The sequence below is a fragment of the Olegusella massiliensis genome (assembly GCF_900078545.1).
GTDB lineage: Bacteria > Actinomycetota > Coriobacteriia > Coriobacteriales > Atopobiaceae > Olegusella > Olegusella massiliensis.
The window spans coordinates 1,250,046-1,268,969 of sequence record NZ_FLLS01000002.1; the positions used below are offsets into that span (position 1 = coordinate 1,250,046).

Annotated in this window: 16 protein-coding genes; 12 read left to right on the forward strand and 4 right to left on the reverse strand. The window is 48.2% G+C overall.

The features are described 5' to 3' along the window. Positions 1–530: 530 nt before the first annotated feature. From BN4314_RS05810 to BN4314_RS05830, 5 genes are all read left to right on the forward strand, one after another. Positions 531–1,184: a ZinT/AdcA family metal-binding protein gene (locus BN4314_RS05810; RefSeq protein WP_068540260.1), complete on the forward strand. Its 654-nt coding sequence runs from the start codon at positions 531–533 to the stop codon at positions 1,182–1,184. Positions 1,185–1,407: 223 nt separating this feature from the next. Then, complete coding sequence (locus tag BN4314_RS05815; protein ID WP_021735664.1) at positions 1,408–2,613, forward strand: metal ABC transporter solute-binding protein, Zn/Mn family; 1,206 nt, start codon at positions 1,408–1,410, stop codon at positions 2,611–2,613. An 8-nt stretch (positions 2,614–2,621) separates the two neighbouring features. Beyond that, positions 2,622–3,293 (forward strand): metal ABC transporter ATP-binding protein, encoded by a 672-nt coding sequence (locus tag BN4314_RS05820; RefSeq protein WP_021735652.1) that lies wholly within the window; start codon positions 2,622–2,624, stop codon positions 3,291–3,293. Then, positions 3,286–4,143 (forward strand): metal ABC transporter permease, encoded by an 858-nt coding sequence (locus BN4314_RS05825; RefSeq protein ID WP_051333108.1) that lies wholly within the window; start codon positions 3,286–3,288, stop codon positions 4,141–4,143. Before BN4314_RS05820 ends, BN4314_RS05825 begins: the two co-directional genes overlap by 8 nt. Positions 4,144–4,275: 132 nt before the next feature. Next, the gene (locus BN4314_RS05830) at positions 4,276–6,462 is read left to right on the forward strand and encodes a heavy metal translocating P-type ATPase (RefSeq protein ID WP_082911187.1); all 2,187 of its coding nucleotides are present in this window, start codon (positions 4,276–4,278) and stop codon (positions 6,460–6,462) included. Positions 6,463–6,533: 71 nt separating this feature from the next. Here BN4314_RS05830 and BN4314_RS08115 read toward each other — a convergent pair whose 3' ends face one another. Next, positions 6,534–6,797, reverse strand: a complete 264-nt coding sequence (locus BN4314_RS08115) for a hypothetical protein (protein ID WP_148424869.1) — start codon at positions 6,795–6,797, stop codon at positions 6,534–6,536. 112 nt (positions 6,798–6,909) lie between these two features. Beyond that, positions 6,910–8,244 carry a phosphoglucosamine mutase gene (gene glmM / locus BN4314_RS05835; protein WP_068540261.1) on the reverse strand — a complete coding sequence of 445 codons (1,335 nt, stop codon included), beginning with the start codon at positions 8,242–8,244 and terminating at the stop codon, positions 6,910–6,912. A 211-nt stretch (positions 8,245–8,455) separates the two neighbouring features. Between glmM and BN4314_RS05840 the strand changes: the two genes are divergently transcribed. Beyond that, on the forward strand, positions 8,456–8,998 hold the full coding sequence (locus tag BN4314_RS05840) for a cysteine hydrolase family protein (protein WP_068540262.1): 543 nt from the start codon (positions 8,456–8,458) through the stop codon (positions 8,996–8,998). A gap of 113 nt (positions 8,999–9,111) precedes the next feature. On the opposite strand, the gene BN4314_RS05845 is transcribed toward BN4314_RS05840, so the two are convergent. Further along, positions 9,112–9,918 (reverse strand): DNA glycosylase, encoded by an 807-nt coding sequence (locus tag BN4314_RS05845; protein ID WP_021735642.1) that lies wholly within the window; start codon positions 9,916–9,918, stop codon positions 9,112–9,114. A gap of 159 nt (positions 9,919–10,077) precedes the next feature. On the opposite strand from BN4314_RS05845, the gene asnS reads away from it, so the two are divergent. From asnS to BN4314_RS05875, 6 genes are all read left to right on the forward strand, one after another. After that, positions 10,078–11,481 carry an asparagine--tRNA ligase gene (gene asnS, locus BN4314_RS05850; RefSeq protein ID WP_021735638.1) on the forward strand — a complete coding sequence of 468 codons (1,404 nt, stop codon included), beginning with the start codon at positions 10,078–10,080 and terminating at the stop codon, positions 11,479–11,481. Between the two features lie 43 nt (positions 11,482–11,524). Further along, positions 11,525–11,878: a methionine--tRNA ligase subunit beta gene (locus BN4314_RS05855; protein WP_021735635.1), complete on the forward strand. Its 354-nt coding sequence runs from the start codon at positions 11,525–11,527 to the stop codon at positions 11,876–11,878. A 102-nt stretch (positions 11,879–11,980) separates the two neighbouring features. Beyond that, positions 11,981–13,369: a class II fumarate hydratase gene (fumC, locus tag BN4314_RS05860; RefSeq protein WP_068540854.1), complete on the forward strand. Its 1,389-nt coding sequence runs from the start codon at positions 11,981–11,983 to the stop codon at positions 13,367–13,369. A 185-nt stretch (positions 13,370–13,554) separates the two neighbouring features. Next, entirely contained in the window at positions 13,555–14,697 is a 1,143-nt protein-coding gene (locus BN4314_RS05865) for an ABC transporter substrate-binding protein (RefSeq protein WP_035098469.1), read from the forward strand. Between the two features lie 93 nt (positions 14,698–14,790). After that, positions 14,791–16,518: an ABC transporter permease gene (locus tag BN4314_RS05870; RefSeq protein ID WP_021735596.1), complete on the forward strand. Its 1,728-nt coding sequence runs from the start codon at positions 14,791–14,793 to the stop codon at positions 16,516–16,518. Positions 16,519–16,520: 2 nt separating this feature from the next. Beyond that, positions 16,521–17,597, forward strand: coding sequence for an ABC transporter ATP-binding protein (locus tag BN4314_RS05875; RefSeq protein WP_068540263.1), 1,077 nt, complete (start codon positions 16,521–16,523; stop codon positions 17,595–17,597). On the opposite strand, the gene BN4314_RS05880 is transcribed toward BN4314_RS05875, so the two are convergent. After that, positions 17,569–18,783, reverse strand: a complete 1,215-nt coding sequence (locus tag BN4314_RS05880) for a cation diffusion facilitator family transporter (RefSeq protein WP_068540264.1) — start codon at positions 18,781–18,783, stop codon at positions 17,569–17,571. The genes BN4314_RS05875 and BN4314_RS05880 overlap by 29 nt on opposite strands. Between the last annotated feature and the right edge of the window lie 141 nt (positions 18,784–18,924).

Sequence of the window (18,924 nt, forward strand, 5' to 3'; positions counted from 1 at the left end):
CACGCGTTTTTATGCGCGAGACAAGAAGTAGGTCAGCATCAAAAGCCACTCTATGATTTGTGACTTGGTGGAGGACGAAAAGGGGACGAGTTTTGGCAAGCAGAGCTGACCTGCTAGGTGAGGGAAAAAACACTGTATTGTGACCGGAAATCGCAGCTCCAGCATGCAAAACACCGTTTTGTGACAAATTAATTGTTTGATAAAGCATCCAGCAGCTGTTTTGTAAAAGACAAATTCATGTTTTGATGTTTTTACAATTTTAGAGGTTGCGAAAGAGTTTCTTTGCGGTGGTAGTGACGTATGAAATGATGCTTCCTGGGTAGCAGATAGTTAATACACAAGTCTCATGCGCGTGGATAAATATGGGGTTCTACCTATGCTCGCACGTTAGAACCAATCACAGTTTATCGTGTCAATACTGAAGTCGAAGATTTAAGTTAGCTAAGGTTGACAAATGTAAAATAAGAAATACCCTAGTAAAAGTTAACCATGGTTATCTTTAGGATAAGGATAGAAAGTGGAGATAGATAATGAATAGGATGACAACTCTTGCAGCTTCGGGCATTTCTTTTGCTCTAGCAGCAACTCTTGTACTAACCGGTTGTGCTGACAACAATACTCCAACGCCTGCTGGATCTGCTGGTTCCTCCGCTGGCAGTGCAAGTAGCTCGCAGAGTGCTACCCAGACCGTTAGTCTTTCTGATTGGGCAGGCAGTTGGAATGGTTTTTCTGCTTACCTAAGCAATCCCGAGCTCGATAGCACCTTTAAGGAAGTGGGTGAGCGCGATAAGAAGTCTGCCGATGAGGTAAAGAAGGACTTCTCTGCCAAGGTAAAGGCTGACTTTGATGGTCTTAAGATCGAAGGCGATACCGTTACATTCCTTGATGGCTTTGAGGATAAGGGTGGTAAGGAACTTACCCATGCTGAATATCACTTTAAGGAAGCTCGCAAAGTTGAGCATGGTGGGCACCAGTTAGAGTGGGATATTTTTGAGGCAAGCGATCCTCAGGCAGAATATCCCGTACTACTGATGATGCCCGTGCATGGTGAAGAAGAAATGGTTCACTTCCATATGCGCTATGGCAAGAATGCCGATGAGTTGATGGCTGCTGGCGATTGGTATCCCACCTTTGTTAAGCCCAATACCACACTTGAGCAGGTTAAGGGCGAAATCAAGGAGTAACGCGCATACAGAGCCTGCGTTGGCTGCCGAAACCCCCAGCTTTTGGCAGCCTCTTTGCTCTCTTTGGCTGCATTTTGCGTGAGAAAAGATTTTGCAAGGAGTTTTTATGCACTACACAAGAAGAGACTTTCTGAATATGTGTACCAGGGCGTGTTTGTTACCTCTTATGGGGGCATCGCTTGTTGCATGTAAAAAAACACCGCATGTACCTGCTGGGAGTCCCTTGGCTTACGCATCATTTTTTCCCGTGTATGATCTTGCGCGCGAGGTGGCAGGAGATGCGGTAGAGATACGCTCGTTTATGCCTGCGAACAAAGATCCTCATCTGTGGGAACCAACTCCCAAGGCTTTGCGTGACCTTTCAGTAGCTAATTTGCTCATTATCAATGGCGCCAATATGGAGCATTGGGTCGACCAAGTGCGTGACAACATTCCAGCGCTCCCCATGCTCAGGCTCTCGGATAGCGTTGATTTGATTACCTATAAAGGTGCTGCTGCAATGGGTGAGTTTCAGTATATGGCGCGACTTGAAGTCAGGCCGGGTACCTATGGCTTTGAATTTGGTCATACTCACCAAGACATCATGCGTGTTGCGTTTATCCAGGCATCGGCAGATACCTCCGAAAAAGAACTCATCAAACTTGGCCGTGAGGTTATGAACAAGCAGGGCAAAGTTGTTGTCCAGCACTCCATCATAGATGTTCAAGCAAACGAAGTGTATGCACTTGAAATGGGACATGAGAGTGGCTATATCGGCTTTACGCTGCCCAAAGGCAAAGATTGGCTCTTAGTTTCTGATCGCGCATCAGAAGACTTGCTTTCCTATCGTTTGGTTACCAAAGAAAATGGCGATGAGATTCCTGTAAAACAGGTTGTAGAAGGTGCTTCTTCAGGACATGACAAGATCACGTTTGATCCGCACTCATGGCTTTCGCTCAATAATGCAAAGCACTACTGTAATCTCATTTGTGACTGTTTGAGCAAACAGTTCCCTGATGGAGAACGTGGCTTCAGAAAAAACAAGGTCGATGTGGTGTCACGTCTGACTGAACTTGATGCGGAATATCAGGATAAATTTGCAGATCTAAAGCGTCGCGAGTTTGTAGTCACACATAATGCTTATGCCTATCTCTGTCGTGACTTGGGTATCAGACATTTTCCTCTTCAGGGACTCACATCCACCGAGGCTCCAGCCCTAAAAACCGTGCGAAAAGCAGTGGAATTCTGTCGCAGTCATGACGTTAATACGGTGTTTTATGAGCTTGGGGCATCGTCTAAGGGAGCAGATGCAGTTGCAGGTGAAATTGGAGGACGTGCCGTTCCTCTGGCTTCGATGGAATATGTGAGTGAAGAGCAGGGCGCTGAGTTGCACGGTTATGTCGAAATCATGCGTTCGAATCTCGAAGCTATCTATCAGTCCTTGGTTTAGGAGGCCGGATGAATGCCGTTGAAGTATGCGATCTGAGCTTTGGTTATACAGCAGAGCCAGTGTTGAAAAAAATATCCCTGAGCGTTGCCGAAGGTACGTCTTGTTGTATTACAGGCGAGAATGGCTCGGGCAAGTCGACCCTGCTCAAACTGATTTTGGGTGAGCTGAAGCCGCGCAAGGGTAAGATTTTAGTTTTTGGTGAACCTGCATCACATATGAGCAATCCTCGTTGTATTGCGTATGTACCCCAAGCAAATGTTATGGACAAGGTGGCATTTCCTACAACTTGCCGCGAAATGGTATCGCTAGGTCTTTATGGCGACTTTGGTTTTATCAAAATACCGCGCAAACGTCAGTTTGAGCGAGCTGAGCAGGCTTTGGCTGATATGGGACTAGCGGCTTATGTGCGCGTGCCTTTTAACGAACTTTCGGGTGGATTACAACAGCGTGTCATGATTACGCGCGCGCTTATCAACGACCCCAAACTCCTTGTGCTTGATGAGCCTACAGCAGGTGTGGATAGCGAAAGCAAGATCTGCTTCCTTGAGCTGTTAGATCGCGTACGAGCAGAACGAGGTATTAGCACGCTTTTGGTATCACATGAGTTAGAGCTTGTGTCGGCGCATATGAAGCTGGATGCGACTTGGCGAATTGTAGATGGGAGGATTACCCATGCTTGAGTTTGATTTTATGCGTCGCACTTTGCTTGCGGGCGTGATGTTGGCCGTCGCATTGCCCCTGATTGGCATTGTGATGATTAACCGCAAGACTTCGATGGTAAGCGATGCGTTGTCCCATGTGTCTTTGTTGGGTGTGGGTATTGGCCTGATGGGCGGCTTTGATCCCGTACTCGGTGCGGTAGCAAGCTGTGTAGCGGCGGCTTTTATGATTGAGGCCGTTCGTGTGCGCTTGCCGCATTTTGGGGACATGTCTGTTGCAGTCATCATGAGTGCTGGGTTGGGCTTGGCTGTCATTTTGGCGGATTTAGCTCCAGGTGGTAATACTTTTGAATCCTATCTTTTTGGCTCGATTGCTTCGGTGACTTTAATTGATTTGGTTTGGACAGCAGTAGTGTTTGTTGTCGTTGTAGCTGTAAGCATTATTTGTTATGCGGCTCTGTTGGATTTGGCGGTAGATGTAACCTTGGCGCGACTAGCAGGTGTCAAAGTTGGTGTAGTCAACGGTATTTTCACCTTGCTTTCTGCGATTACAATTGGCCTCGCGTGCAAGGTTGTGGGCGCACTGTTGGTAGTGTCTTTGGTCACACTGCCAGTAGCGACCGCTTTGCTTGTTAGCCGTAGTTACAAGCAGACCTGCATTTTGTCGGTGGTTTTAGGCGTGATTTATACATTCTGTGGCTTGAGTTTTTCGTATTATTACGATGTCCGGCCGGGTGGCGCCATCGTGGTTGCTGCGGTTATTGGCATCATTTTGTTTACCATTTACGGACGTCTACGTCGGCGACCTAAAACGATGGTAGAAGCCAGTGTTCCCACAAAAATAAACAAAACAGCAGTGGCCGGGGAGTAGAACTTCACTTTGCTTTGCTTGGTAGAAGGAATTCTGTAGCGCTTTACTTTTTTACTAGACAGGAGGAAAGTAGAGCGCTATGCTTTAGCAGAAGATATGAATATATGCTCATATATTGTTTAGGAGTATCAGATGAGTGAGATTAAAGAGCAGCAAGGTGGTGGCTGCAAGGAAGAAAAGCAGTGTCATTGCCATGAGGAGCAGCACGAGCACAGCCACGATTGTCATTGCCATGAAAAACATGACCACAGCCATGTGCATACTGACTCAGGTAATAGTAGTCATAATCATGAGCACTGCCATGACACAAAAGGCCATAGCCATGGATGTTGCTGTGGTGATTTGAGTCAAGCTCGCAATGAGGATGAGGAAAATCCTAAAGCCCAGCTCATCCGTATCATTGCTGCCGCTATTCTCTTGCTCATTTGTGTGGGTGTTGAGCGGACGTTTGAACCCTCGATGTGGGTTCGCCTTGTGATATTTGCTGTGCCCTATGTAGTCGCAGGCTATGATGTGTTGGCAGCGGCTTGGCAAGGGATTTGCGATCATGATCCGTTTGACGAGAATTTGTTGATGGCCGTATCAACGCTGGGTGCCTTTTCAATTGGTTTTTTGCCTGGTGGTGCGCCCGAATTTGCCGAGGCTGTCTTCGTCATGCTTTTTTATCAGGTCGGCGAACTCATCCAAGATGCTGCAGTGGATAAGAGCCGTGATTCCATCGCAGAGCTTATGGACATCCGCCCTGATATTGCCAATGTTGAGCGTGCTGGTAATGTTGTGAGCGTGGATCCTGCAGAGGTGGCGCTCGGCGAGCTTATTATTATTCGCCCTGGCGAGCGTATACCTTTGGACGGTATTGTTGTTGAGGGTAATTCAAGTTTAGATACAGTTGCTCTTACGGGTGAGAGTCTTCCCCGAGCTATTGGTGTAGGCGATGAAGCAATTTCAGGGTGTGTTAACCAATCGGGCACCTTGCGCGTACGCGTAACAAGCAGTGCTGGCGAATCCACAGCTAGTCGTATTTTGGATTTGGTTGAAGGTGCCCGCGAGCGCAAGTCTCGCTCTGAACGCTTTATCACACGTTTTTCTCATTACTACACTCCTCTTGTAGTATTTGCTGCGTTGGTGCTTGCCTTTTTGCCACCACTGCTGTCTGCTGACTTTGCTGCCGCCTTTCCCACATGGGCACTACGTGCTTTGACCTTCTTGGTTGTGAGTTGCCCCTGCGCCTTGATGGTGTCTGTACCCTTATCTTTCTTTGGGGGTTTGGGTGGAGCCTCGCGTCAGGGCATTTTGATTAAGGGAGGCAATTATCTTGAGGCTCTTGCCGCAGTTGATACTGTTGCTTTTGACAAAACAGGCACCCTGACTCGTGGCTCCTTCGAGGTGACTGCCGTGCATGATATTGCCTGCGTTGAGGCGGGAGAATATAGCAATGGTCGTGGCTATGCTGGTCTTGATGCTTGCGATGAAGATGAGCGCCGCCTGTTGCATCTTGCGGCCCATGTTGAGAGTTTTTCAACCCATCCCATTGCACTTGCTTTGCGTCAGGCTTATCCAGAAACAGATGATGATTGCAGCGTAAGCACTGCTCATGAAATTGCTGGTCAAGGTATTGTTGCTACGGTTGATGGCAGACGAGTTGCTGTGGGCAACGAGCGCCTTATGAAAGCAGAAGGCGCGCATTTTTATCGTTGTGAACATGTAGGTGCTGCAGGTACGGTTATCCATGTTGCAATTGATGGTGTTTATGCTGGCCATATTGTTATTGCCGATGAGATCAAAACTGATGCTGCCAAGTCAATTCTGGCAATGAGGGAAGCCGGAGTTACAAAAACGGTCATGCTCAGCGGAGACCGCCAACAGACCGCGGCTGAAGTTGCTGACAAAGTCGGTGTTGACGAATACCATGCAGAACTTCTTCCTGGTGATAAGGTCAAACAAGTTGAGCATCTGCTTGCTACTGAAAAGACTGGTGGCAAACTTGCCTTTGTTGGTGATGGCATTAATGATGCTCCCGTTTTGGCGCGTGCAGATGTGGGTATCGCGATGGGTGCACTTGGATCAGATGCTGCTATTGAGGCAGCGGACGTCGTGCTGATGGACGATAGACCCTCACAGATTGCTGTTGCCATTCGTATTGCTCGCGGCACCATGCGTATTGCTCGTCAAAATATTTTCTTTGCCTTGGCTATTAAACTAGTGATTCTGACGCTGGCTGCGGTGGGTTTGGCTCCTATGTGGCTCGCAGTCTTTGGAGATGTAGGCGTTATGATTCTTTGTGTGCTTAATGCAACCCGTGCATTGCGCCTGAGCTAAATGACTCTCATATAAGTTGCTCTTTTACTCCGTTGCGAGCTCATCTTGCAGCGGAGTTTCTTTAGCTGCATTTACTGCGCTGCTTGCCAAAAGCCACGTTGTGTTTCAGAAAAAATGTCAAAAGCCACATTCTGTTTCAACGGTCCTGACGTTTCCGCAGATAGATTTTTTTCGCGTGAAATGAAACGTGGCTTTTGGCTAAAAAAGTGAAGTAGAACGTGGCGTTTGGCACCTGACATGAAACGGAATGTGGCGTTTGGCACTTGGCTTGAAGTGACATGAAACGGAATGTGGCGTTTGGCACTTGGTGTGAAATGAAGTGTGGCTTCTGCCACATGGCATGCAACAAAAAGCTATCCCAATCTGAGGTTGGGATAGCTTGGGGTGTAGGTAGGAGCTGTAAGCAGATCCATATTTCTGCTGAGATGCTGCTAACTCTCTCTATGGTTAGTCTAGAGCCTTTAGTGCCTCGACTACAGGGGCAACTGCCTCTTCGCACTCCCGTTGGGTGGGAGCTTCGGCCATGACACGGACAAGCTGTTCGGTACCTGAGGGGCGTACGAGCAAGCGGCCGTTACCGTTAAGTTTTGCTTCTACTCCAGCAATTGCGGTCTTAACGCTATCGTGATTAAGAGCATGTTCTTTGTCAGAGACAGCAACATTGACCAGTGCTTGTGGGAAAATCGTTACAGGGGCAGTGAGTTCGGAGAGTGGCTTGTTCTTTTTGACCATTACCTCAAGGATACGCAGGGCGGTCATGATGCCGTCGCCGGTCACCTCATAGTCAGAGAAAATGACGTGACCAGATTGTTCGCCACCCAGTTTGTAGCCATTCTCGCGCATGCAGGCATGGACGTACTTATCACCGACTGCAGTTTGAGTCGTCTTAAGACCGTTGGCCTCACAAGCTTTGAAAAAGCCCAGATTACTCATTACGGTAGCAACAACCATGTGGTCGGGGAGTTTACCTAGCTCATCGAGGTATTTACCGCAGAGGAACAGCGTTAGGTCGCCATCTACAACTTCGCCACGCTCGTCTACGGCAATGCAGCGGTCAGCATCGCCATCAAAGGCAAAACCACAGTCCAGCAGGTTGCCACGGACATGATCTTGCAGGGTAGAGATATGTGTGGAGCCACAATTGACATTGATATTAAAGCCATTAGGTGTGTCATTGATGACATGTACCTCGGCTCCAAGGGTGGTAAAGACGCGCTCGGCAACAGTCCAGCTTGCGCCATTTGCGCAGTCTAGGCCAATTTTCATGCCATCAAGACGGAAGTTTGCGGTAGCAACCAGATGGTTGAGATAGCGCTCGCGGCCTGCTTCATGGTCGATAGTGCGGCCGATAGCATCGCCGGTAGCCAGAGGAACCTCAATCTTTCCATCGATGTATTCCTCAACTTTCTCGAGGATTTCGGGCTCCATCTTGAAGCCATCACGATTGACCAGCTTGATGCCATTGTCCTGATAGGGGTTGTGGCTAGCGGTAATCATGATGCCGCAGTCAAAACCACCATCAATAACAACATAGCTCACAGAAGGGGTGGGCGTGACATGCAGTAGATAACCGTCAGCGCCGCTCGCCACCAAACCAGACGCGATGGCATACTCAAACATATAACTGGAGCGTCGAGTGTCCTTGCCCACTACAATACGTGCTTTACGGCCTGTGCGTAGACCGTAATACCAGCCAATATAGCGGCCAATCTTGAATGCATGCTCAACTGTGAGACCTTCGTTTGCCTTGCCGCGGAAACCATCAGTGCCGAAGTATTTCATTTGAACTCCTTTTTATGTTTAGGTACTCCGCCAAAAGCGTTCGCGCCTTATTTTAGCGTTTTGAATTTCATACGCAGTCATGCCCGCGATATCTACGGATTAGGAGGCGATAGGCATATGGTTGTCGCGGCTAGTTATTTATGGAACACTAGATGTACGGACTTTTTGGTTCGTGCATCTTTTTGTCGTAGACGTCGTGGCTGGGGGAACGATGAAGAAAATCCTTGTTGTGGTAGATATGCAAAATGACTTTGTTGATGGCGCTTTGGGAACACCTGAGGCTCAGGCGATTGTTCCTGCAGTAGTCAAAAAGATTGCGACGTATCCCGCTGATTGCGTGTGGGCCACAAGGGATACACATTCTGTTGACTATCTTCAGACTCAGGAAGGCGCTCATTTGCCCGTGGAGCATTGCATCAAGGACAGCAAAGGTTGGCAAATTTGTCCGCAGGTGGCTGCAGTTTTGAGCCCCACAACACGTATTTTTGACAAGCCAAGCTTTGGGTCGATGGCTTTGACTCAGGCGCTGGTAGAAGAAGATACCCGTGAACTTGCGCTTTCTGGTGAGCATATTGAAGTCGAGTTTATTGGTTTGTGCACAGATATTTGTGTTGTCTCTAATGCTTTGCTTGCCAAGGCGGCATTGCCTGAGGTAACGATATCGGTTGATCCAAGTTGCTGCGCTGGCGTTACGCCCGCAGCGCATGAGGCAGCCCTTGCCACCATGCGTAGCTGCCAAGTGCAAGGTGCATAGCCTGCATTTGCATAGTAGCTAGGACCTTATTTTGTAGCATTGACCAATGGTTCTACCATCAGTTTACCTTCTTAAGTCTTGTTTCCTGATGGTAGAACTGTTTTGCTAGGCTCTTAACGTTTTGCGTGCTCGCGCATCCAAGCAAAAACAAACTGCTGCTGTACACCACCAAGACGCTCATGCCACACAAAACCATAGTCTCGTTCGGCCTTCTTTATCCAGGTATCGCGAGGCACTGCTTCTAGATAACCGAGGCCATAAAGGCAGATGCAGCTTGCGACTTTGGGACCGATACCTCGAAGAGTTTGAAACTCAGCCATTTGCGTAGAAAGTGCTGCATAAGGGCGACTAAGCGACAATGGCTGCCAGCCTCTCACCACCTGTGTTGCCAAAGACTCGAGATAGGGCTTTCGATAACCAAGTTTAAGCGCCGCACAAAGTGTTTCATCGCCCAGAATTTCTAAGAGACGAGATGCTGTTGGAACGCAGCCAATGGGATTACCCTGCTTCATCAGTAAGTCCATAGTGTGTTGGATGCGCGTGATAGAGGAGTTTTGACTGATAACAAAGCTCACAGCCACATCCCACCAGTTTTGATAAAGCACACGTATGCCCTGCTGTGTCTCGAGCACTTCTTGTTTGAGAAGCCCCGAGGCAATAAGTTCTGTTTGCATGAGGGCATAGTTATCATCGAGCGCAAGGTAGTGGTGCCAATAGTTTGCTTCTCTCGCAGAAAGTTCACTACCGTCAGGACGGCTTAACGACAACGTCTTACCCGTCTGCTGTGCTACGCATTGCTGGTGGCCCGATGCGATGAGGTAGCTTGTGGCGTCTGCCTTTTGGATTGGATGCCATGTGAACACCTGTCCACTTTCTGCGATCGCAGAAAGTGAGAAGTTCTTGACGGTAAAGCTTGTCATGCACTCCTCTTTCCATGTCGTTTATTTGCAGGATAGCGCGAGTTAGCAGATAGTGCAGACTAACTTGGACTCCTAGCTGTCATAAGGAGGCTATTTGCGATACGCTAGGAAAGTTAATGCTCAGCGCGGATATGTGCGCTGCATGCCAGGGAGGAAAATGTGAATCGTACTAAGATTGCACAGCTATTTGCTGATAAAGATGAGTTTGGTGGACATGATATTACCGTCGCCGGTTGGGTTCGTTCCATTCGCGATATGAAAAATTATGGCTTTGTCGTGCTTAATGATGGCAGCTGCTTTAAGGATCTGCAGCTGGTTATGCAGCGTGATGGCCTGGTCAACTATGACGAAATTGCTGCGTGTGGAACGGGTACCGCACTTATTGTGCACGGTAAGCTTGAGCTGACTCCCGACCGTCCTCAGCCTTTTGAGTTGCAGGCACGTGAGATTATTGTTGAAGGTGCCTGTGCTGATGATTATCCTTTGCAAAAGCAACGTCAGCCCAAGGAATTTTTGCGTACCCAGCAGCATCTGCGCAGTCGCACCAATTTATTTCGTGCGATTTTTCGCGTGCGTAGTGTAGCGGCCTATGCAATTCACCGCTTTTTCCAGGAGCATGGCTTTGTTTATGTGAATACACCCATCATTACTGCAAGTGATGCTGAGGGCGCCGGCGAGATGTTCCGTGTGACAACACTTGACGTAGCTAACCCACCGCTCCTAGAGGATGGCAGCGTTGATTGGAGCCAAGACTTCTTTGGTAAAGCGGTAAATCTCACCGTGTCTGGCCAGATTCAGGGTGAGAACTTTGCCCTGTCTTTTGGTGACATCTACACCTTTGGCCCAACTTTCCGCGCAGAGAATTCCAACACTCGTCGCCATGCAGCAGAGTTTTGGATGATTGAGCCTGAGATGGCTTTTGCAGATCTTGCTGACGAGATGCAAAATTCTGAGGATATGCTCAAGTATGTTATTCGCTACGTACTTGACCATTGCCCTGATGAGATTGAGATGTTTAACAAGTTCGTTGACAAGGGCCTACGCGAGCGTCTGGAACATGTGGCAAGTTCTGACTTTGCGCGCGTAAGCTATACCGAGGCGGTAGAGATTTTGACGAAGGCTGCCTCTGAGGGTACTCAGTTTGAATACCCTGTTGAGTGGGGCATTGACCTGCAGACCGAACACGAGCGCTATTTGACCGAGAAGTATTTTAAGCGACCGACGTTTGTGACTGATTACCCGCGTGAGATTAAAGCCTTTTATATGCGCCTGAATGATGATGGCAAGACGGTTGCTGCAGCGGATTGTTTGGTGCCAGGTATTGGCGAGATCATCGGTGGTTCTCAGCGTGAGGAGCGCCTTGATATTCTTGAATCCCGCATCAAGGAGCTGGGTATGAATCCCGACCAATATAAGTATTACCTTGATCTGCGGCGTTACGGTGGTTGTCACCATGCGGGTTATGGTTTGGGCTTTGAGCGCCTCGTGATGTATCTCACGGGTGTCGATAATATTCGCGACGTGTTGCCTCATCCTCGTACGGTAGGTAATGCTGAGTTTTAGTTGAGTGAGTCGCAAGATTGGGTACCGGAAGAAAAGAGTCTCTATGAGTGAGCCTGTTAAACCAGAAATTAGCTATGACGATTTTGATAAGCTTGATATCCGTGTTGGCCTCATTACCTCGGTTGAGGATGTGGCTCAGTCCAAAAAGCTCGTAAAGATTACCGCTGATTTTGGTGATTTTACGCGCCAGATTCTCTCTGCTTTTAAAGATGAGAACCGTGATCCTCAAAGTGTTGTAGGCAAAAAGTGTCTCTTTGTTGTGAATATGGCGCCGCACAAAATGGCAGGAGAGATGTCAGAAGGTCTTTTGCTGGACTTAGGTTACGACGATGGTCTACGCCCACCTGCGCTGGCAATTCCTGACTTTGATGTTCCTGCAGGCACTCGCTTGAGCTAGTTTGTTAGCTGACAAGCTACCCTACAGGTATCCCATAACCCTATTGAGCGAGCGCTGTTACACTCGACTCATCGAAGCATGGCGAGGGGAGCAAGCATGGGCATGAGTGACGAAATGCGCGTTGAGCATGATTCTATGGGTGAAATGCTAGTACCCATCGATGCACTTTGGGGTGCGCAGACTCAGCGTAGTCATAATAATTTTCCCATTGGCACCGAACGTATGCCTATCGAAATCATTCGTGCTTTTGCGCTGGTCAAAAAAGCTGCTGCTCTTGCTAATGCTGAACTTGGAAGTCTTAATCAGACCTGCTGCCAGCTCATTTGCCAGGCAGCTGATGAGGTGCTTGCAGGTAAATGGGACGAGCAGTTCCCTTTGGTGGTGTGGCAGACAGGATCGGGTACCCAATCCAATATGAATATGAATGAGGTACTCGCCACCCGAGCAAATCAACTTGCTGTCGAGCAAAACATCGTCCTTGATCAGCCTATTCACCCTAATGATACGGTCAATATGTCGCAATCGAGTAACGATACCTATCCGACCGCTATGCATGTTGCGGCAGTCTGCGCGCTGCAAGAACAGCTACTCCCTGCTCTTGATGGTCTTATTTCTACGTTAGCTCGTCTTGAAAAAGAAAATCGGGGCGTGATGAAGTGTGGTCGCACTCATCTGCAAGATGCAGTGCCTATAGGGTTTTGGCAGGAAATCTCAGGATGGCGTGGTCTGCTTGAGGGTGCAAAGGAAGAAATTTTGGCAAGCTTGGGCGGACTTTTGCGCCTTGCTTTGGGTGGAACTGCGGTGGGTACAGGATTGAATGCACCTGCGGGTTTTGCTAAATGTGTAGCAACACAACTAGCGGGTCTTACGGGACATGCTTTTGTTACTGACCCAAATAAATTTAGGGCACTTTCTGCTAAAGATGCGTTGGTTTTTTCGCATGGAGCACTTAAAGCGCTTGCAGCCAATCTCATGAAAATCGCCAACGATATACGCTGGCTTGCCTCAGGTCCACGTTTGGGCTTGGGCGAGATTTCTATTCCCGCAAATGAGCCTGGCAGTTCAATCATGCCAGGTAAAGTTAATCCCACCCAATGCGAAGCAGTGACGATGGTTGCCGTACAGGTTATGGGTAACGATGCTACAATCGGTATCGCAGCTAGTCAGGGTAATTTTGAGCTCAATGTTTTTATGCCTGTCATTGCCTATAACTATCTGCAATCTCTCCGCTTGCTTGCCGACGTGATGAATTCTTTTGAGCAGCGCTGTGTAGCAGGTATCAAGCCTCATATCGACAAAATGGCAGATAATCTCTCTCGGTCTCTTATGCTCGTAACCGCGCTCTCTCCTGAAATTGGCTACGAAAATGCAGCTCAGGTAGCAAAAAAAGCATATTTTGAGGGCACAAGCTTGCGCGAAGCTTGCACAGAATTGGGGTTTTTGACGGCAGAGCGTTTTGATGAGGTCTTTCATCCTGAACGCATGGTCTAAACAACAAAAATAAATTTTATGCGGACCGTTTGCCGAGTATATGCCTTAGAACACCTATTTCCTCTGTTATATATATATTTTCGGTTGAGAATAGCTATGTTGGGTTCTAGATTTTCTGGAACAAGCGTGTCACCATTTCCTGCCAGCAAAAGGTAGGAGCAAGTGATACAGGAAAGGAAAAGCTTATGAGTAACGTAACGCGCAAAGGCTTTCTCGCTACTACAGCTGGCATGGGCATTGCTTTAGGCCTAGCAGCTTGTGGCGGCAAAAACAACGGTGGCAATGCTGGTTCTGCTGGTAGCTCCAAAAAAGATCCTGTTGGTGCGAGCGCCGAGCTGATTGATGCAGCCAAGAAGGAAGGCTCCCTCGTTGTCTACGTTTCCTGTGAGGAAGACTATGGCGCGGCTGTCTGCAACCACTTCCAGGAGCTTTATGGCATTGAGACTTCCTATCAGCGCCTGTCTACCGAAGAGGTAGAGGCAAAGATTGAGGAGGAAAAGGGCAAGCCTTCTGGTGATGTTTGGTTTGGTGGCACGACTGATCCTTACAATGTTGCTTCCTCCAAGGGTCTGCTTGAGAAATATGATCCAGAAAATGCCAAACACCTTATTGATGAGTCCTATAAATCCACCGAGAATGACTGGTATGGCATCTACAAAGGCATCTTGGGCATCATGTACAACAAAGAGGAACTTGAGCGCCTGAAGCTCGATGCTCCCAAGGACTACGATGACCTGCTTGATGAGAAGTACAAGGGTCTTGTCTGGATGGCCAACTACAACACCTCTGGTACGGCCTTGCTTTTCTTGAATACCATGATTCAAAAGAAGGGCTCCGAGGAAGCTGGTATCGAGTTCCTAAAGAAACTTGATAAGAATATCGCTCAGTACACCAAATCTGGTTCTGGGCCTTCCAAATCGGTGGGTACTGCAGAGTGCACCATTGGTATTGGCATGCTTCACGATGCTATTTACCAGATTGTTGATAACGGCTATGACAATATTGGTCTGCAGGTTCCCAGCTCTGGCGCATCCTATGAGATCGGCGCTACGGCAATGTTTGCAGGGTGCGCTCATCCCAATGCGGCAAAGCTTTGGCTTGAGTATGCCTTGAGCCCTGAGTGCGTCGGCCTTGCCCAGAGCAATGGTTCTTATCAGTTCCTTGTTATTGACGATGTTGAGCAGCCCAAGGTTGCCACAGAGTACGGCCTTGATCCCGACAATGTCATGAAGTATGACTTTGAGGATGCAAAGCAGAACAGCGAGAAGTACAAGAACGACCTTATGCAGGCCCTAGGCGGCGGCGACGATCGCTTTAAGACCGAATAAGGCCCGTTGATTGTTTTTTTGAGTTTTGATTTTTAGGGCCAAGTGGGCATATACCCGCTTGGCCCTAACTGCCGATGGGAGGTAGATTGCCTCATGGCAAAGGCTAAGACAAAGCAAGGCGCTGCACTTGATAGGGCAAAATTTTTTGGCGACCCTGTCATGGTAACCACCATTGTGGTGCTTATTGCCCTGCTTGCGCTGTTCATCCTGTACCCGCTTGCGATACTGCTGGTGGACTCCATTATTACCAATAAAGGCTTGTCCCTTGAGGTCTTCCAACGTATTTTTAATATGCCGTCCTTCAATCATGCAATCTCAAATACGTTGAAGGTAGGTTTTGTCGTTGGAATCCTGTCGGCACTGGTTGGTTTGCTATTTGCTTATGTCGAGGAGTATGTTGAACTCAAGACAAAGTTTTTGACGGGACTTTTCAAGGTGGTCTCCATGCTGCCTGTTGTCTCGCCTCCCTTTGTGTTGTCTCTGTCTATCATTTTGCTCTTTGGCAAGTCAGGCCTGATAACTCGCCAAATTTTGGGTATTTACGACAACAATGTCTACGGTTTTTGGGGCATTCTAGCGGTACAGACTTTGACCTTCTTCCCCGTGTGCTACATGATGTTGCGTGGTTTGCTGCGCAACATCGATCCTTCTCTTGAGGAAGCCGCCCGTGATATGGGAGCTTCTCGTTGGAAAGTCTTTACCTCAGTGACTTTGCCGCTGATTTTGCCTGGTTTGGGCAATGCATTTTTAGTGACGTTTATTGAGTCGATTGCTGACTTTGCAAACCCGATGATTATCGGTGGCTCCTACGATACGCTAGCAACTACTATCTATCTGCAGATTACGGGTGCCTATGACAAGCAGGGTGCCTCTGCAATGGCAGTGGTTTTGCTTTGTATTACGCTCGTGATGTTCCTTGTGCAAAAGTATGTACTTGAGGCCAAGAGCACGGCGACCCTCAGCGGTAAAGCCAGTCGTGCACGTATGTCTATCACTGATAGTTCAGTGCGACTGCCGCTCGCTATTATCTGCGGTGTCATTGCGGTATTTGTTGTGGTGATGTATGCCTGCGTGCCTCTGGGTGCGCTCTTCAAGACCTGGGGTCGTGATTATTCGCTCACTCTGCGCTGGTTTGACATGGTATTTAATAAGTATCATGGTCTTGAGGCGTTCAAAGATTCGTTCCTACTTTCACTCATTGCTAGTCCAATTACAGCCTTGTTCTCGATGATTATTTCTTATCTTGTGGTCAAGAGAAACTTCTATGGCAAGGGCTTTATTGAATTTGTTTCTATGCTGGCCATGGCTGTGCCTGGTACTGTCTTGGGCGTTGGTTATATTCGTGGCTTTGTCGGCGGCGTTTTTGGTACAGGTTTTTTGCAGAGCATCTATAACTCTGCTGCCATTCTTATTATCGTTTTTGTGGTGAGATCTTTGCCGACGGGTACGCGTTCAGGTATCTCGGCTTTACGGCAGATTGATAAGTCTGTTGAGGAAAGTGCCTACGATATGGGCGCTGACAGTTTCACCGTATTTAAGACGGTGACGTTGCCACTTATTAAAGACTCGTTCCTCTCGGGCTTTGTAACCACGTTTGTCCGCTCGATTACTGCAATTTCAGCAGTTATTCTGTTGGTTTCGCCCAAGATTTTGATGATTACTGTTCAGATTAACGAGTTTGCCGGTAAGGGTCAGTATGGCATTGCCTGCGCCTTTGCCACCATCTTGATTATTATCACCTACGCATCCGTACTCATCATGAATGCAATCATCAGGCGTTGGGGCAAAAATAGTGTCGCCAGCCGCGTTGAGGAGGACTAACAATGACCAAGGAAAAGCAGAGTGTTCGTTTGGAACATGTCTCTAAGATTTATCAGGACCCCAAAACGGGGAAAGATTTTTATGCCGTACAAGATGCTAATCTGATGATGGAACCAGGCTCATTTACGTGCCTGTTGGGCCCTTCAGGCTGTGGTAAGACTACGATTCTGCGTATGATTGCTGGTTTTGAGAGTCCCGATGAGGGTGAGATTTTCATGGGTGAGGTCCCCATCAACAAGCTCACGCCTAACAAACGAGATACGGCGATGGTCTTTCAGAGCTATGCATTGCTTCCGCACTACAATATTTTTGACAACATTGCCTATGGCCTTAAGTTGCGCAAGCTTGATGCGGCAACCATTAAAGATAAGGTTGAGCACATCATGGCGCTTGTGGGTCTTGAAGGCATGGAAGATCGCATGACCAATCAGCTTTCGGGTGGTCAGCAACAGCGCGTTGCGTTGGCTCGTGCCCTTGTTATCGAGCCAGGCGTGCTGCTTTTTGACGAACCACTTTCCAACCTTGATGCCAAATTGCGCGTGGATATGCGTACCGAGATTCGTCGTATTCAGCAGGAGGCAGGTATCACCGCAGTCTATGTTACCCACGATCAGTCCGAAGCGATGGCCATTGCCGACCAAATCATCATTATGAAAAAGGGCGTAGTCGCCCAGATTGGTGGCCCGCACGAGGTGTATAACCATCCCGCTGATGAATTTGTTGCTGACTTTATTGGTGAGTCAAACTTCCTTCGCGGTAAGCTTTCCGAAAAAATGGGTGATACAGGCGTTGTAGAGACCGAGGGCTTCAAGGTTCCCGTGACCGCTGTCAGTCATCTAGAGTTGGGAGCCAGCGCAACGCTGGTTTTGCGTCCTGAGGCATTGACCTTAGCTGATCATGGTCTGCTTAAAAGTGAGGTTGTACTATCTCGCTTTATGGGCGCATATCAAAACTATCATGTCCGTATTGGTCATGCGTTGGTTAAACTTGCGGTATATAACCCTCGTAACAAAAAGATTTACAACGTGGGTGACACAGCATATGTGGACTTTAACCCTGAGGATGTTCATGTTCTTTAGAGTTGATATCATCGGCAATGTGCAAGTAACCCTCGTCAATAACGATTGAGAGTGTGCTATTGCCGATGAGAGGTTTGAGTACCTCATTCAAAGCTTCACGTAGCTCATCGTTTGTCATAGGTAAGCCTTGTGGGCGTATGCAATCAAAAGAGATTGTTGCGCCCGCTTTTGTGTCATTAACTGAGCCCTCGACATGCATATCGTGAATGGTCAGGCGGGGATCGATTGAGCGTATGCGGCGGGCGATCCTGTTGTGTAAATCGGTGTGCTCGGGGTCGCAGGTGATGATGGGATCGTAGTGCAATACCAGATGAAGACCATCTTGGGAAAGAAAATCCTGCTCTATCTGGTCAAGGATTTTATGGGTTTCAAGTGGGTTGCGCTCAGCTGCCATCTCGACATGTGCACTGGCAAACTGCCTACCAGGACCGTAGTCATGCACCATAAGATCATGGGTAGCAAGTACTCCTGGGTAGGAAAGAATACGACGACGAATGTGCTCAACTTTTTGTGTACTAGGAGCGTGGCCCAGCAAAGGATCAACTGTATCTTTGACGAGCTGTACACCGCTATAAATAACAAAAGCAGACATCGCAAGGCCAGCCCATCCATCAAGATTAATACCCGTTAAATGGGTAATGAGGACAGCGATGAGCACTCCTGTGGTCGTGAGGGTGTCGTTGCGAGAGTCGATAGCTGCTGCTTTGAGCGTCTTAGAGGAGATCTGCTTGCCCACCTTGCGTGTGTAGTTCATCATCCAGAGCTTAAGCAAGATAGAAGCAAGCAGAGCAATGCCGGTAAGTATCCCAAAATTAGTTGGACTGGGATAGATGAGTTTTTCAATAGAGCTTTTGAGTAGTTCAAGGCCCATTGCCATGACGAGTAGTGCCACTACCAGCCCTGCAACATATTCGTAGCGACCATGCCCATAAGGATGTTCAGCATCAGCAGGCCTGCCAGCTAGTTGGAAACCAACGAGCGAGATAATATTGCTTGAGGCATCCGAGAGGTTGTTGACCGCATCAGCTATGACCGAGACAGAACCCGCAGCAATACCTGCGAGAGCTTTTGCAGTAGCTAAAGTAACATTGCAGATGATGCAGACAATGCTTGCATGGCGGCCGATGGCAATACGATCGAGTGGTTGTACGGCCTGCTCAGTTTTTTGTTGTTGATTTGTGGACATGGGTTCTCCATAGCTATCGACAATTAGCAAACAGTCTACCCCCCAATTGCCCTTTTTATAGGTATACGGATTGATAAAAACTGCGCATCCTGTATATAAGCAGGACAAATTCGTGTGAATCAGCTGTGTTTACCAGGAATG